Raw genomic sequence first — 13,292 nt, 5'->3', positions numbered from 1 at the left:
TCAACGGGTTTCCTGCAGCGCCTGATCGACATCCTTGGCCGGCGGGATCGCCGGCTGAGCGCCCGGCTTCAGGCAAGCTAGCGAGCCGGCCGCGCCGGCGCGCGCCAGTGCCTGTTCGAGCGTAAGGCCGGACGACAGACCGGCGGCGAAATAGCCGCAGAACGTGTCGCCGGCACCGACCGTGTCGACAGGCGTGATCTTCAGTGCCGGAACGGTCAGGAAGTCGCTTGGCGTCGCCGCCATCACGCCGTCGCCGCCAAGCGTGACGACGATGGTGCGGCCGGTTTTCCCGGCAAAGTCGCGCATGCGCGCCGCCCGGTCGCGGCCTTGCAGTGACAGTGCTTCGCCATAGAGATCGAATTCGGTCTCGTTGGCGACGGCATAGTCCGCCTTGCCGAGAAAGCCGGCTGCATCGCCCTGGAAGGGTGCAGTGTTGAGCACGGTGATGGCCCCCGCCGCTCTTGCCTGGCCGAGGGCGGCTTCAACGGTCGCCAGCGGAATCTCATGCTGCAGCAGCACGACATCGCCCTGTTTGAAGAAGGCCTTTGAGAGATCGCCGGGTACCACGGACGCGTTGGCGCCCGGTATCACGGCGATGATGTTCTCGCCGTCGTCGCCGACCATGATCAGCGCCGTGCCAGTCGAGGCGTGGGTCTCAGCGACACCGGACAGGTCGACCTTGCCGTCGCGCAGCAGCGCCAGCGCGTCGGCAGCGAAGCTGTCCTTGCCGACAGCCCCCACCATGCGCACCGAGGCGCCGGCGCGCGCGGCGGCCAGCGCCTGGTTGGCGCCCTTGCCGCCGGGCGCGGTGGTGAAGGCCGAGCCGGCTACCGTCTCGCCGGGGCTCGGCAGGCGGTCGACATTGGCGATAAGGTCGAGGTTGATCGAGCCGATGACGATAATCAAGCAAGGCCTCCTGGCAGTCCAAATTCAAAGTGTCGGAGCGTCCTCGTTGGTCCCCGCGGGCGAAGGTCGTTTCCAATCGTGCGCGAAAGCTAACCTGTAAGGCCGCAGCTTGCCAGACCGCGCGAAGGGTCCAGCTCGATTTGATGCGTCATGGCCTATTCGCAGCGCACAGTGACCGCTCCCTGATAGTTGCCGGCGGGAAAGATGCCGCTCGACTTGGTGGCGGTGAGGTCGACCTGCATGGTGTGAGTGCCGTTGACGACCCGCTGCGGCGCACTTCCGTTGATGTCGGCCCCCGAGCCATCGAGGCGGAAGACTGAGGCGAAGGTCACGTTGGTGTCGCCGCCGCTCGGTGCGGACGTAAATGCGGCCGGCGCCGGCGCCGAAACCGAATAGCAGTCCAGCAGATCGAGCAAGGAGCACAGCAGTGAGCTTGCCACGATGGTGGCGCTGGCGCTGGATCCACCAGCCTGTTTGGAGCCCAGTATGCCGATAGCGGGATTTGCGGTCATTGTTCCCGACGTCCCGACCATGATGGTGCAGGTGCCGGTGATCGCCGCTTGCACCGGAAGGCAGAAGCCGGCAAATGCTGCCATCGCAAGCAGCGCACGGTTATTTCTTCTTCTTTTTCTTGCCATCGCCGTTTCCGGTCCTGATGCTCCAGCCTTCGTTTGCCCATCCGGGTGATGGGGCCGCGGGAGCGCTGGCGGCCACGCTCGCCGTCTGGCCGTCGGCGCCAAGGCCCATCTTCAGCAGTTTCAGTTCCAGTTGCAGGCGGTCGACCTCGAGTTCGTAGAGCCGGCTGCAGTCGACGCGCTTCGGCGTACGCCCGATCGGGATCACAACCCGGCCATAGGTGGCAACGCTGTTGTCCGACTGGCTGTTACCTCTGATGACGCCGAGATCGACATAGGCGCCGGTGCCGGAGACTGCGGAACGGCAAGTGGTGCCGTCCGCGGCATGGACCTCGTCCTGGCCCTGGGGCAAGGTGACGCCGGGCAGGTTGAAACCGCTCTCGTTTTGGTTGAGGTTGTAGACATCCTCGGCCACCGCAGGCGAGATGCCCGCCGAAGCAGCCGCGAGCGCGACTATCAGGATTTGCGGCGCCCAAAGAACTTTCCGCATATCTGTGCCCTTATCTGCGTCTGTTGATTGGGGAAGGGGATGCTTTCGGTACAGATACGCACTTTACGCTCGGGGGCACCGTCGAAGGGCACGACCACAAGGACAGGACGTGAAGCCTGCGAAGCCAATTGGAAGACATTCGGAGAGATCCTGGCGTCTACTGGCTGAAAATCCTGATCGTAGACGTGGATTTCGACCCGGATCTTCCGGTCATAGGGATTGGCGGGGAAAACGCGGACAGCGAAGGCGTCACTGAAGCTGTTGACCTCGCCACGCATCGGCGACATCGACTGGGCTTCGGCGGCAATGGGGGCCAATCCGACGGCCAGTGCCGTCGTCAGGATTCGAGCATGTTTCAAGGACCCCTCCATCGCTACGGCGTCATTCGCAGCGCAGCGTTACCGTTGCTTGATAGTTGCCGGAGGCGAAGCGGTTGCTGCCACCCTTGGTGCCGGCGAGATTGACCGAGACGAGGTCGGCGCCGGGTGTTCCGATGCTGGTGGCCGAGCCGGTTTCAACGATAGAATGCGTGCCCGCAGCGGAGTAGGTCGGTGTCCAGGTCGTCGACGTTACGTCCGCCGAAGGTACCGTCGTCGTGGTGACCGGATCGACGCTGAGCGACACGCCTCCGGTAGTTGTCAGCGTCACGGTTCCGGCAGAACCGCCGCTGTTGTGGGAGCTGAGTGACTGCAGGTCGGGGCTGACTGTCATCGTGCCATTGGTGGCAATAACAAGCGTACAGGTCGGCGTGATCGTGCCGTTGAAAATGACATTTTGCGTCGTGGCCAATACGGGTTGGGCAAGACAGGCAAACAGCATTGCTGCGCCGAGGGCGGCGCGAAACCATGTCATCGAGACCTCCTATCAATTCGGATCGCCCGAATTAATAGGGGTCATCATCACTTTGTCGTAGTTAATTTTGAGTTAACTGAAATAAATGCTAAAAACAACAAACAGGAAAACCGGAGGTTGCCCCCGGTTGCAAGAAATAAAATTGACGCGGATATCGCACTTATACTTGGTAATATATCGGTATCTATACATCTCTCCGGCAAAGCTCGAAAAATCGATATTTCACGACACCTGTCCCGCTTCCCAGCCCAGGATAGCGCGCTTGCGCGTCAATCCCCAGTGATAGCCGGTGAGGTCGCCGGATTTGCCGATAGCGCGGTGGCAGGGAACCACGAAAGAGAGCGGGTTGGCGCCGTTCGCCGCACCGACCGCACGGCTGGCGGACGGCGCACCGATGCTGGCAGCAATCGAGGAATAGGTGCGGGCCTTGCCCATCGGGATCTTGAGCAGCGCCTCCCAGACCCGAACCTGGAAGTCGGTGCCGATCATGACGACATGCAGCGGCTGGTCCGGGCGCCACAGCGTCGGGTCGAATATGCGCGCGGCATAGGGGCCCGTAGCAGCCATGTCCTCGACATAGATGGCGTTTGGCCAACGGCTGGACATGTCGGCGAAGGCAGCACGCTCCTCGCCGGGATCGCTGAAGGCGAGGCCGGCAAGTCCGCGGTCGGTGGACATGATCAGGGCGGTGCCGAACGGCGAGGGATGATAGCCGTAACGGATGGTGAGACCGGCGCCGCGCGTCTTGTAGTCGCCTGGTGACATCGCCTCGTGGGTGACGAAAAGATCATGCAGCCGGCCAGGGCCCGACATGCCCAATTCGAACGAGGTTTCAAGCAGCGGCATGCCTGAATCGAGCAGCCTGCGGGCATGATCCAATGTCACCGCCTGCAGGAAGGCCTTGGGCGACAGGCCGGCCCAGCGTGTGAAGAGCTTTTGCAGGCCGGTGGGCGTCTCGCCGACCTCCTCGGCCAGCTCTTCGAGGGAAGGCTGATCGCGATAGTCGAGGCTGATCTTCTCGATGGCGCGGCGCACGATTTCGTAGTCGCTACCTTCAGGCGTGATGTCCTTTTTGAGGACCGCTGTGTGTGTGCTCATGGACTATCTCCTTGAGCCGGAATATCGCCCCTTGCGGCGGTGACCGCCACCCGAAACTTGCCTTCTGGCCGCGCATACCCAGATAGACTCGGATCTTGAGCCAGGAGTCGCTCATGGCTGGCGAAAAAGTAGCCCTCACCGGCGCTAAGGAAACCTTGCTGATTACGCTCTACGGCAAGGCGCTGGAGAGCCGGATGCCGGATTCGCTGCTCGGGGATCAAGCGCGCAGCGCTTTCTCCGGAGTTGCTTTGCTTTAGCGCGCCTTGGCTGTGGCCAGCGCGCGTGAAAAGGCAGTGGCAAAGCTTTCTCGGGAGTCAGGGTCCAGGAAAGATCCGATCGGCACGTTCTGGCCTTGGCCTTCCACCGTCATCCTTGTGATCCCGATCTCGGCATGACGGGCGATCGAAAACCGCGTCCAGAACGGATTGAAGCGATGCGCTTCCGATTTACCGGATGGTGCCGTCTTGCGGATGTCGAGGCTGGTGCGCGAAACCGACACTTCCTCGCGTGCGCGGGCAGCACGGTAGTTGAGGCGAAAGGCGATGTAGACGCCGGCCACGTCGAGGCCGAAGAATCCGAACACCGGCCAGGCGCCGCGCGACAGGAAAAACGCGCCTGTGACCAGCCAGCCGAACAGCAGCGCGCCCATCAGGATGAAGAAGCCTGTCCGGCCCAGCGACCGGTGCGGGGTCAGTAGCGCCTGAAAGAATGGTTCGTCGGCCTGAAACGAGGCGTTTGTGTCGCTCATGGCGGGATATTATAGGAGGGAAATGGCGAGCCCCAAGTCCAAAGATTCTTCCATGTCCAAAAAAGAATTGCTGCCCGGCCGGCGCGAGGGGTCGAACGCCAAGCCGCGCCCGAAGCCGGTGCGGAGCACTTCGCGCTACAGCCCGGCGGAAGTGCACGAGATATTCCGGCGCTTTTCGATCCAGCGGCCGGAGCCGAAGGGTGAACTCGAACATGTCAATGCGTTCACGCTGCTGGTCGCGGTGGTGCTGTCGGCGCAAGCAACCGACGCCGGTGTCAACAAGGCGACGCGGGCGCTGTTCAGGGCCGCCGATACGCCGCAGAAGATGCTGGCACTGGGAGAAGCCAAGGTCGGCGAGCATATCCGCACCGTCGGGCTCTGGCGCAACAAAGCCAAGAATGTGATTGCGCTGTCGCAGGCGTTGATCCGCGACCATGGCGGCGAGGTGCCCGACGAGCGCGATCAATTGGTCAAGCTGCCCGGCGTCGGGCGCAAGACCGCCAATGTCGTGCTCAACATGGCTTTCGGCCAGCACACGATGGCGGTCGACACCCATATTTTGCGCCTCGGCAACCGGCTCGGGCTGGCCCCTGGCAATACGCCGGAACAGGTCGAGCAGGGGCTGCTCAAGATCATCCCGGACGAATATATGCGGCACGCGCATCACTGGCTGATCCTGCATGGCCGCTATGTCTGCAAGGCGCGCAAGCCGGATTGCCCGGCCTGCGTCATCGCCGACATCTGCAAGGCAGAGGTGAAGACGACCGATGTGCCGGCACCGCTGATCGAGCTCGCGCCGCTCGCCTCAACGGCATAACTCTCCAAACGGCCTATTCTAGCTAATAGCCGTAGCCGCGCGCCATCGCCGCAGCGAAGACCGAGATGAGCAGGAAGATGAAGGCCTCGGCGCGGATGTAGCTCTTCACGGACGCAAGCTCGGCCGCCGGCACCTGGAACGAGGGACTGGCGCTCGCCTGTCTATTCCAGGAAACAAAGCGGATCGTCGGGATGATCGACAACAGGCCGACGACGGCAAACGCCGTCATCTTGGCCCAGAACACCCAGTTGTAAACGTAGAATTCCCAGCCCTTGAGGCCATAGAACACACGGCCGATGCCGACGACGATGATCAGCACGGCGATGATGCCATAGTGGCGGTCGATGCCTGCGAGCCGCTTGAGCGTCGCGGCGGCCAGATCGCCACGGATCAGCACGAATTCGGCGCCGATGATCCCCGCCAGCGAAAACACCAGCACATGATGGGCAATGGCAAGCACAAGATCGGTGGTGTCCATGCTCTATCCCTTGGTTTGACGGCACCGCCGCGCCTAAAAGGGGAGGCGTCGGCAGGTGCTGAATCAGACTGCGGTCAAAGTAACACCGTCGCGCGAAAATCCCAGGAGCGGCGCCTGAATGATGGCCCGTATCGCCCCTGGCCCTTGCACCGCGCCGGCGATTTGCTAAGCGCTGACTATCCGTGCGAGACAGATCTCATGAACAATCCACAAGCGACCAGCGCTCCGGTCATCGAGACGAAGCGAACCATCCTGCGAGCACACCGGCTGGGCGATTTCGACACCTATGCCGCGATGTGGACCGAGCCCGTCGTCACCCGTTTCATCGGAGGCAAGCCGCGCACGCGCGAGGAGAGCTGGATGCGTTTCCTGCGTCACGCCGGCCTGTGGTCGCTGCTCGGCTACGGTTTCTGGGCAGTCGAGGAGAAGGCGACGGGCCGTTTCATCGGCGAGGCCGGCTTTCACGATCTGAAGCGCGATATGGAGCCGTCGATCGAAGGCATTCCCGAGGCCGGCTGGGCGCTGGTTCCGACTGTTCACGGCGCAGGCTTCGCCACCGAGGTGGTAGGCCGCGTGCTCGCATGGGGCGAAGACGCGTTCGGGCGGGCGAAGACCGTCTGCATCATCGATCCGGAGAACGCCGCTTCGCTGAGGGTTGCGGCGAAGTGCGGCTACCGGGAAGTGGTGCAGACCACCTACCATAACGCCCCGACCATCCTGCTGGCGCGGTGACCTTAGCGACAGATTCAGATCTCAGGTCGAATCGACCGACCTGAGATCTGAATCTGCCTCTAAATCAAAGGGATAGAGCATGATGTCGCCCGAAAAACCGCTTCGCACTTTTCGGCATCATGCTCTCGGCGGCGTCATCGACTGGACATACCCGGTCTGCTAGCATCGATCATAGTGCGAAGGGGGATGATCGATGCGTGCATTCAAGACGATAGCCATGGCGTTTTTCTGGGCGGGGTTTGTTCTCGTGCTGACATTGCGGTTGGCCGCTGCCGACGCGACGGTGCCGACCGCCGATATCAAGGGTGCCGCCGACAACCATCTCGCCAAGCGCTACGAAGGCTCATTCATCGTCTCATACGAGAAACTAGCCTTCACCGATTTCAGCGTGCCGCTGTCGCCACTCAAGCCGAGCGCCGACCCGGATGCGCGTGATGCGATGAACAATCGTGTCTTTGCACCTGACAAGAAGGCCGAGGTCGAAGGCGCCCTGACCCGCATTGCCTATGTGCTGCCGGCCGAGCGCTCGCCGCTCGAAGTGCTGCGCAACTATCAGGATGTGATTGCGGCGGCGGGCGGCGAAATCCTGTTCGAATGCAAGAAGGAGGAATGCGGCGGCGCCGCCGACCGTTCGTCGAGTGGCGGCGGTGGCGACATGAGCCTGACGATGTATTCCTTTCATGAGAGCGATCTGAAGGACGCAGCCTTCTCGAATGGCGCCTGCGCACTGACCTCCGGCATCAATGACCAGCGTTATTTCTCGGCCAAGGTGCCGCAGGAAGGCGGCGACGCCTATGTGACCGTGCAGACCTATTCGATGACCGGCGATCTCTACTGCAAGGAACTCAACGGCCGCACCATAGCCATCGTCCAGGTGCTGGAACCCAAGGCACGCGACAAGAAGATGGTGGTCGTCGAGGCGGCCAAGATGGCGGATTCGCTTTCCGCCACCGGCAGCATTTCGCTCTACGGCATCCTCTTCGACACCGACAAGGCCGACATCAAGCCGGAGTCGGAACCAACACTGAAGGAAATTTCGACGCTGCTGGCCAACGACCCGAAGATGGCCGTGATCGTCGTCGGCCACACCGACAACCAGGGCGCCTTCGACTACAATCTCGACCTCTCGTCGCGACGGGCACAAGCCGTCAAGGCAGCGCTAGTGGCGAAATACGGCATCGACGGGGCGCGGCTCACCGCGGCCGGCGCCGGCATGATGGCGCCTGTCGCCAGCAATGATGACGACGCGGGCCGCGCCAAGAACCGCCGAGTGGTTCTGGTCAAGTTGAACTGAGCGAGCCTTCCCAACGAGAAACGCGTTCTACGACAGCGCGTCCGCCGCGAGGCTCGACTGCTCGAGCATGGAGGCGTCCTCGCGAAGGGGCGGGTGGCGCGGGCGGACGCCGACGAGTCAGGCTCGGAGCTCTTTGCTCAAGGCCTGATTGATCTTGCTCTAGGCCTGATCGACCGTCACGGGCTGGGGGACCTTCAAGCTTTTCACCAGCGTCGAAAGGTCGGGTTCATCGATGAGCATGGCTGCGTCGGCCGGGGTCAGCCAGGCCCGCTGGCGTCGTTTTGCTTCCTGCCAGTCGGCCAGTTCCTCGGTCACCTCAAGCAGGTAGACGATGACGTCGACGCGGACAAAGCGGTTGGCCAGCCGCTTCCAGTAGGAATAGATGCCCGCCGGCTGCTTCAGCGCCTTGCCGAGCACGCCAGCTTCCTCCTGCGCCTCGATGGTCGCCGCCTTGCGTCCGTTCTTGCCTTTCATCGGCCATCCCTTGGGCACGATGAAGCGCCTGGTGGTTCGCGACGTGACCAGCATGACCTCGATATCGCCGCGCGCGTTCAGCCGAAAGGGAATAGCAGCCACCTGGCGGATCCTGTCGCCCTTCTTTGCCTTGCGGACGGCCTTTTTCTTGGGGGCTGCCATTCGTCATCCAGTCGATGCAATGCCGCATAGCCGCGACCAGGCATCGTTGCAAACCAAACATTTCGCTTGTGCCGCAGGGCGCTCCGAATACATAAGTCGGCTAAATAAACGAAAAACGACTGGATGTCAGCGGCAATTGCGCACCGCGGTGGTGCCGATTATCTGCGTCTGGCAGCTTGGATTGAGTTGTTGCACGATCGGTGGCGGTTGCTGAACGATCTGGCGGTCCTGGGCACGATACTGCTGCTGTTGCTGCTGGAATTGCTGACGCTGTATCCTGTTTTCCAGAATTTGCAGGTCGTTCTGCCGGATCAACGCGTTGTCGCCGGCGGCGGAATCGATGGCTTGCGCGAAAGTGGGCAGGCAAGCGCCCACCAGCATTGCCGTAGCCAGCATTGCCGACCTGAAAATCATTGATGGTCGAAGTGCTAACATCCGTTCATTCCCGCGCAAAAATCCTCGCCTAATATAGGGCGTCTGCCCAGCGGCGCCATATCCAGGCGCCGTTCCAAGCGACATCGGCTTGTCGACCGTTGGGTGACCCTTCTCCGGTGGCGGAGAATCTGCCTGGCAACCCCGCATTGCACTTGACGGAGGCCGTCGATTCGCCGCTCTATCGGGTCGGCGTCAGCCTTGTGCTGGATGCGTCAATGGTGGCCGTCGGGTATGATGGCGCCTTCGGCGAAACGGTTAAACAGAACGCGATCAGCGCGTCTCTCAAGGTCAGCTTCTGGCCCGAGGCGGAGCCGGGCGGGAGGACTTGATGAGGAAGTACGCGTATCTCGTGGCGATGCTGGGTGTTGCCTGTGCCATCGGCGTGCCGGCCGCGGCGGCGCAGACCAAGGGCGACAAGGTGGCGGCGCCGCCCGCCGCCGATGCGCCGCAGTTGCCTGGTGGAGCGTCCGCCCTGTCCGAAACCCATGGCGATTGGACCGTCAATTGCCAGATATCAGGCACGACCAAGATCTGCAGTCTGTCGCATCAGCAATTCAACAAGCAAAGCAACCAGCGCCTGCTGGCGATCGAGCTGTCGAGCAAGACCGGCGAGGATGCCACGGGAACGATTGCACTGCCGTTCGGGCTGGCGTTGGCCAAGGGGGTCAGTCTGTCCATCGACGACCAGAAACTGGACGGCAGCCTGGCATTCAACACCTGTCAGGTCGTCGGATGTCTGGTGCCGGTGGCGCTCGATGCGACGGTCACGCCGCTGCTGAAGTCAGGCACCACACTGAAGATCGATGCCTTCGCGGCCGACACCGGACAGGCGGTGAGCTTTTCCATTCCGCTCAACGGCTTCGCCGGCGCGCTTGCCCGAACCGCGGAGCTTTTGACCAATTGACCGCAAAGGTCATGTGGAGCCGCAGGACCTGAAGCGCGGCGCTTGAAGGCGGTGCGTCGCCGCAGCAGAACGCAGTGGCCGGACGTCTTCGCATCGGCTCAAACGACGATCGTTTTCAGCCTTTCGGCGATCAGGGCGGCGAGCCGCGCCGCCACTTCGTCCTTGCTCATCTCGGGCCATTCCTCGACGCCGGACTTCGATACGATCCGCACCCGATTGCGATCGCCGCCCATCACGCCTGAAGGGCCAACGCCGCTGGACTGCGACACGTCGTTGGCAACGATGAAATCGGCACCTTTCTTCCGCAGCTTGGCCTCGGCGTTGCGCAAGAGATCCTGTGTCTCGGCGGCGAAGCCGATCACAAGGCCGGGTCGCTGGCTGTGATGGCCAACCCCGGCGAGAATGTCAGGGTTCTCGACCATGCGCAGCACCGGCGGCCCTTCGCCCGAAACCTTCTTGATCTTCTCACCGGCCGAATTTTCGCTGCGCCAGTCGGCAACCGCGGCGACGAACACCGCCGCGTCGGCGGGCAGGAGCTGTTCGACCGCATCGCGCATCTCTTGCGCTCGTTCGACATGGATGGTCTTGACCCCGGCGGGATCGGCAATGCCGACCGGGCCGGAGACGAGACGGACATCGGCGCCGAGTCTCGCCAGTGCCGCGGCGATGGCATGGCCCTGCTTGCCGGAGGAACGGTTGGCGATATAGCGCACTGGGTCGATAGGCTCATGCGTCGGGCCGGAGGTGACGATGATCTTGCGCCCCGACAGCGGCTTGGGGCCGATGTCGAGCAGCGCCTCGATGGCGGCGACGATCTCCAGCGGCTCGGCCATGCGGCCTTCGCCCGCCTCGTTGCTTTCGGCCATCTCGCCCTTGGCCGGGCCGACGAAGGCAATGCCGTCCTTCTGCAGGGTCGCTCGGTTGCGGCGGGTGGCCGGATGCGCCCACATCCTGGGGTTCATCGCAGGCGCCATCAACACCGGCTTGTCGGTGGCGATGAGCACGGTGGAGGCAAGATCGTTGGCATGGCCATTGGCAAGCTTGGCCATAAGGTCGGCGGTGGCGGGAGCCACCACCAGCAGATCGGCCTCGCGCGACAGCCTGATATGACCGACATCGTGCTCGTCCTGGCGGTTGAACAGGTCGGCGAAGACATGATCGGCGGAGAGCGCGCCGACCGACAGCGTGGTAACGAATTCCTGCGCAGCGGATGTCATGACCACCCGAACCGCAGCCCCACGCTCGCGCAGCCGACGTATCAGATCGAGCGCCTTATAGGCGGCGATGCCGCCGCCGATGATGAGCAGGATACGCTTGCCGGAGAGACCGTGCTGCAGCCTCTTGCCTGCCGGTGCGTTAGCGGGGATCGCCGCGCCGTGCGCGCTGGTCAGTTCGCGCAGCGTCTTCTCGATCCGGTCGATGCGACCCACCGGACCGATCTGCCCGTCAACGGCGGCACGAATCATCACCCGCGCCTGTTCTTCCATGGAGCGATCGTTCTCCGCCGCCAACCGGCGCAGCAACTCCTTGACCTCATCGTCCAGGTTGCGGATCGTGATGCTGGCCATGTGATTGCACTCGGCTGAGATAGGCGAATGCAATGATAGCAATGCGATCAAGCTGGCGCAAGTTGCAGCCTCGGAGTCCGAAGCTAAGTACTAGACGATCTTCCAGGCGATATAGACCAGCGCCAGCGCGATCACCCACAGCGCCAGGCGGCCGGAGCGGCTGTAATGCGCCTCGGCCTTGCCGATGGCGCGCGCGGTGGTCTCGTCGAAGCGCAGGCCGTGCTCGGCCATCAGATCGATCTCGCGCGACAGCCGATCGGTGCGCGCCGCAAGCTCGGGCGCCTGGCGGGCGAGCGTCAGCAGCGCCTTGGCGCCATCGCGCGCATCGAGCATCATGCCACGCGGCCCGAGGTTACCGGCGATCCAGCCGCTTACCACCGGTTCGGCCGTCTTCCACATGTTGAAGGCCGGGTCGAGCGTGCGCGCGACACCTTCGACCACCACCATGGTCTTCTGCAGCAGGATCAGTTCCGGCCGCGTCGCCATGTCGAAGAGTTCGGTCACCTCGAATAGCAGCGTCAAAAGCTTGGCCATCGAAATGGTCTCGGCCGGCTGGCCATGGATCGGCTCACCGATAGCCCGGATCGCTTGCGCGAAGGCTGCGACATTGTGCTGGCGCGGCACGTAGCCGGCCTCGAAATGCACCTCGGCGACGCGCAGATAGTCGCGCACGATGAAGCCGTAGAGGATTTCGGCGAGGAAGCGGCGCTCTTTCTTGCCGAGGCGTCCGGCAATGCCGAGATCGACGGCGACGATGGTGCCGTTTGCTTCGACGAAGAGGTTGCCCGGATGCATGTCAGCGTGGAAGAAGCCGTCACGCAACGTGTGGCGCAGGAACGACTGGATGAGGTTGGCGGCGATCGCCTTCAGGTCATGGCCGGCGGCTTCGAGGCCAGCAATGTCGTTCATCTTGACACCGTCGACCCATTCCATCGTCAGCACATCGCGGCCGGTGCGCTCCCAGTCGACAGATGGCACACGAAAGCCGGGGTCCTTCCTGGTGCTTTCGCCGAGCTCGGAAAGCGCGGCCGCCTCGAGGCGAAGATCCATCTCGATCTTGGTGGTCTGCGCCAGCGTCTCGGTGACCTCGACCGGCCGCAGGCGACGGGACGATGCGATGTACTTTTCCTGCAGGCGGGCGGCGAGGAAATAACTTTCGAGATCCTGGAAGAAGCGGCGGCGCACGCCCGGCCGAATCACCTTGACCGCCACCTTGGTCGTAACGCCGTCATGGACCGCGTCGGCGGCATGGACCTGGGCGATGGAGGCGGCAGCGACCGGATCACCAAACTGCGAATAGAGATCGCCGATCTTGCGCCCGAGCGAAGCCTCGATAGCCGCGATAGCCTCGACCTTCGGGAAGGTGTGCATCTTGTCCTGCAACATGGCGAGATCGAGCGCCATGTCGTTGCCGACGACGTCAGGCCGTGTCGCCAGGAACTGGCCGAGCTTGACATAGGACGGTCCGAGCCGGACAACCGCCTTGGCCAGCCGGTCGCTGCGCTCATAGGCAAGCGCGCGGCGGCGGGTGAACAGCCGCGCCAGCCGCCAGCCGAATTTCGGCAGGCCGGACAGTTCCTCGCCTGGCAAGGCGGCAACGACGCCCTCGCGCATAAGCACCCAGCCGGCGCGCATAAGCCGAAATCCAGCGCCGGCGGTGCTCATGGCCGCGCTCGTCCTGCCGGCTCTTCGAACCGGC

At 63.0% G+C, this 13,292-nt stretch carries 17 protein-coding genes and 1 pseudogene; 6 read left to right on the top strand and 12 right to left on the bottom strand.

All coding sequences use genetic code 11. The annotated features are described in order from the left end of the window. The 6 genes from NKH57_RS06750 to NKH57_RS06725 all read right to left on the bottom strand — a co-directional run bounded on the left by NKH57_RS06750 (position 1) and on the right by NKH57_RS06725 (position 3,981). Positions 1–906 carry a ribokinase gene (locus NKH57_RS06750; RefSeq protein WP_352942830.1) on the bottom strand — a complete coding sequence of 302 codons (906 nt, stop codon included), beginning with the start codon at positions 904–906 and terminating at the stop codon, positions 1–3. Between the two features lie 155 nt (positions 907–1,061). Further along, positions 1,062–1,544 carry a hypothetical protein gene (locus NKH57_RS06745; protein WP_352942827.1) on the bottom strand — a complete coding sequence of 161 codons (483 nt, stop codon included), beginning with the start codon at positions 1,542–1,544 and terminating at the stop codon, positions 1,062–1,064. Next, positions 1,519–2,031: a hypothetical protein gene (locus NKH57_RS06740; RefSeq protein ID WP_352942824.1), complete on the bottom strand. Its 513-nt coding sequence runs from the start codon at positions 2,029–2,031 to the stop codon at positions 1,519–1,521. The genes NKH57_RS06745 and NKH57_RS06740 overlap by 26 nt, the downstream gene beginning before the upstream one ends. Next, entirely contained in the window at positions 1,998–2,390 is a 393-nt protein-coding gene (locus tag NKH57_RS06735) for a hypothetical protein (protein WP_352725479.1), read from the bottom strand. The genes NKH57_RS06740 and NKH57_RS06735 overlap by 34 nt, the downstream gene beginning before the upstream one ends. A 22-nt stretch (positions 2,391–2,412) precedes the next feature. Further along, positions 2,413–2,883, bottom strand: a complete 471-nt coding sequence (locus NKH57_RS06730) for a hypothetical protein (protein ID WP_352725119.1) — start codon at positions 2,881–2,883, stop codon at positions 2,413–2,415. A 222-nt stretch (positions 2,884–3,105) separates the two neighbouring features. Continuing rightward, positions 3,106–3,981, bottom strand: a complete 876-nt coding sequence (locus tag NKH57_RS06725; protein ID WP_023759634.1) for a methylated-DNA--[protein]-cysteine S-methyltransferase — start codon at positions 3,979–3,981, stop codon at positions 3,106–3,108. Positions 3,982–4,094: 113 nt separating this feature from the next. On the opposite strand from NKH57_RS06725, the pseudogene NKH57_RS06720 reads away from it, so the two are divergent. Then, a pseudogene (locus NKH57_RS06720) lies at positions 4,095–4,202 on the top strand (class I SAM-dependent methyltransferase); the annotation flags it as partial. Between the two features lie 32 nt (positions 4,203–4,234). Here NKH57_RS06720 and NKH57_RS06715 read toward each other — a convergent pair. Beyond that, positions 4,235–4,729 carry a DUF2244 domain-containing protein gene (locus tag NKH57_RS06715; RefSeq protein ID WP_023759636.1) on the bottom strand — a complete coding sequence of 165 codons (495 nt, stop codon included), beginning with the start codon at positions 4,727–4,729 and terminating at the stop codon, positions 4,235–4,237. Positions 4,730–4,751: 22 nt separating this feature from the next. Between NKH57_RS06715 and nth the strand changes: the two genes are divergently transcribed. After that, positions 4,752–5,546, top strand: a complete 795-nt coding sequence (gene nth, locus NKH57_RS06710) for an endonuclease III (protein WP_023759637.1) — start codon at positions 4,752–4,754, stop codon at positions 5,544–5,546. A 22-nt stretch (positions 5,547–5,568) separates the two neighbouring features. Here nth and NKH57_RS06705 read toward each other — a convergent pair whose 3' ends face one another. Continuing rightward, positions 5,569–6,024, bottom strand: a complete 456-nt coding sequence (locus NKH57_RS06705) for a DUF2214 family protein (protein WP_352942819.1) — start codon at positions 6,022–6,024, stop codon at positions 5,569–5,571. A gap of 198 nt (positions 6,025–6,222) precedes the next feature. Here NKH57_RS06705 and NKH57_RS06700 point away from each other — a divergent pair, with 198 nt between their 5' ends. Together NKH57_RS06700 and NKH57_RS06695 are read left to right on the top strand one after the other, a co-directional pair. After that, the gene (locus NKH57_RS06700) at positions 6,223–6,756 is read left to right on the top strand and encodes a GNAT family N-acetyltransferase (protein ID WP_352942816.1); all 534 of its coding nucleotides are present in this window, start codon (positions 6,223–6,225) and stop codon (positions 6,754–6,756) included. Positions 6,757–6,949: 193 nt separating this feature from the next. Further along, positions 6,950–8,050, top strand: coding sequence for an OmpA family protein (locus tag NKH57_RS06695; protein ID WP_352942813.1), 1,101 nt, complete (start codon positions 6,950–6,952; stop codon positions 8,048–8,050). Between the two features lie 159 nt (positions 8,051–8,209). Here NKH57_RS06695 and NKH57_RS06690 read toward each other — a convergent pair whose 3' ends face one another. Both NKH57_RS06690 and NKH57_RS06685 read right to left on the bottom strand, forming a co-directional pair. After that, positions 8,210–8,686 (bottom strand): NUDIX hydrolase, encoded by a 477-nt coding sequence (locus NKH57_RS06690; protein WP_352942810.1) that lies wholly within the window; start codon positions 8,684–8,686, stop codon positions 8,210–8,212. 126 nt (positions 8,687–8,812) lie between these two features. Next, complete coding sequence (locus NKH57_RS06685) at positions 8,813–9,067, bottom strand: hypothetical protein (RefSeq protein ID WP_352942806.1); 255 nt, start codon at positions 9,065–9,067, stop codon at positions 8,813–8,815. Between the two features lie 170 nt (positions 9,068–9,237). Here NKH57_RS06685 and NKH57_RS06680 point away from each other — a divergent pair, with 170 nt between their 5' ends. Further along, on the top strand, positions 9,238–9,450 hold the full coding sequence (locus tag NKH57_RS06680; protein WP_156938556.1) for a hypothetical protein: 213 nt from the start codon (positions 9,238–9,240) through the stop codon (positions 9,448–9,450). Then, the gene (locus NKH57_RS06675; RefSeq protein ID WP_352942803.1) at positions 9,450–10,025 is read left to right on the top strand and encodes an invasion associated locus B family protein; all 576 of its coding nucleotides are present in this window, start codon (positions 9,450–9,452) and stop codon (positions 10,023–10,025) included. Before NKH57_RS06680 ends, NKH57_RS06675 begins: the two co-directional genes overlap by 1 nt. A 98-nt stretch (positions 10,026–10,123) precedes the next feature. Here the strand turns inward: NKH57_RS06675 and coaBC are convergent, their stop codons facing one another. Both coaBC and ubiB read right to left on the bottom strand, forming a co-directional pair. Next, complete coding sequence (coaBC, locus tag NKH57_RS06670; protein ID WP_352942800.1) at positions 10,124–11,593, bottom strand: bifunctional phosphopantothenoylcysteine decarboxylase/phosphopantothenate--cysteine ligase CoaBC; 1,470 nt, start codon at positions 11,591–11,593, stop codon at positions 10,124–10,126. A gap of 90 nt (positions 11,594–11,683) precedes the next feature. Beyond that, on the bottom strand, positions 11,684–13,258 hold the full coding sequence (gene ubiB / locus NKH57_RS06665) for a 2-polyprenylphenol 6-hydroxylase (RefSeq protein WP_352725132.1): 1,575 nt from the start codon (positions 13,256–13,258) through the stop codon (positions 11,684–11,686). Between the last annotated feature and the right edge of the window lie 34 nt (positions 13,259–13,292).

This window comes from Mesorhizobium sp. M1050, from assembly GCF_040318715.1.
Lineage (GTDB): Bacteria > Pseudomonadota > Alphaproteobacteria > Rhizobiales > Rhizobiaceae > Mesorhizobium.
Note: the sequence above shows the minus strand (reverse complement) of the source record. Positions and strands in the feature narration are given on the sequence as shown.

Excerpts from the sequence above, each read along its gene's own strand:
- NKH57_RS06745 (WP_352942827.1), bottom strand. The coding sequence starts at position 1,544 with ATGGCAAGAAAAAGAAGAAGAAATAACCGTGCGCTGCTTGCGATGGCA.
- NKH57_RS06740 (WP_352942824.1), bottom strand. The coding sequence starts at position 2,031 with ATGCGGAAAGTTCTTTGGGCGCCGCAAATCCTGATAGTCGCGCTCGCG.
- NKH57_RS06730 (WP_352725119.1), bottom strand. The coding sequence starts at position 2,883 with ATGACATGGTTTCGCGCCGCCCTCGGCGCAGCAATGCTGTTTGCCTGT.
- NKH57_RS06725 (WP_023759634.1), bottom strand. The coding sequence starts at position 3,981 with ATGAGCACACACACAGCGGTCCTCAAAAAGGACATCACGCCTGAAGGT.
- NKH57_RS06715 (WP_023759636.1), bottom strand. The coding sequence starts at position 4,729 with ATGAGCGACACAAACGCCTCGTTTCAGGCCGACGAACCATTCTTTCAG.
- nth (WP_023759637.1), top strand. The coding sequence starts at position 4,752 with ATGGCGAGCCCCAAGTCCAAAGATTCTTCCATGTCCAAAAAAGAATTG.
- NKH57_RS06705 (WP_352942819.1), bottom strand. The coding sequence starts at position 6,024 with ATGGACACCACCGATCTTGTGCTTGCCATTGCCCATCATGTGCTGGTG.
- NKH57_RS06700 (WP_352942816.1), top strand. The coding sequence starts at position 6,223 with ATGAACAATCCACAAGCGACCAGCGCTCCGGTCATCGAGACGAAGCGA.
- NKH57_RS06695 (WP_352942813.1), top strand. The coding sequence starts at position 6,950 with ATGCGTGCATTCAAGACGATAGCCATGGCGTTTTTCTGGGCGGGGTTT.
- NKH57_RS06690 (WP_352942810.1), bottom strand. The coding sequence starts at position 8,686 with ATGGCAGCCCCCAAGAAAAAGGCCGTCCGCAAGGCAAAGAAGGGCGAC.
- NKH57_RS06685 (WP_352942806.1), bottom strand. The coding sequence starts at position 9,067 with ATGCTGGTGGGCGCTTGCCTGCCCACTTTCGCGCAAGCCATCGATTCC.
- NKH57_RS06675 (WP_352942803.1), top strand. The coding sequence starts at position 9,450 with ATGAGGAAGTACGCGTATCTCGTGGCGATGCTGGGTGTTGCCTGTGCC.
- coaBC (WP_352942800.1), bottom strand. The coding sequence starts at position 11,593 with ATGGCCAGCATCACGATCCGCAACCTGGACGATGAGGTCAAGGAGTTG.
- ubiB (WP_352725132.1), bottom strand. The coding sequence starts at position 13,258 with ATGAGCACCGCCGGCGCTGGATTTCGGCTTATGCGCGCCGGCTGGGTG.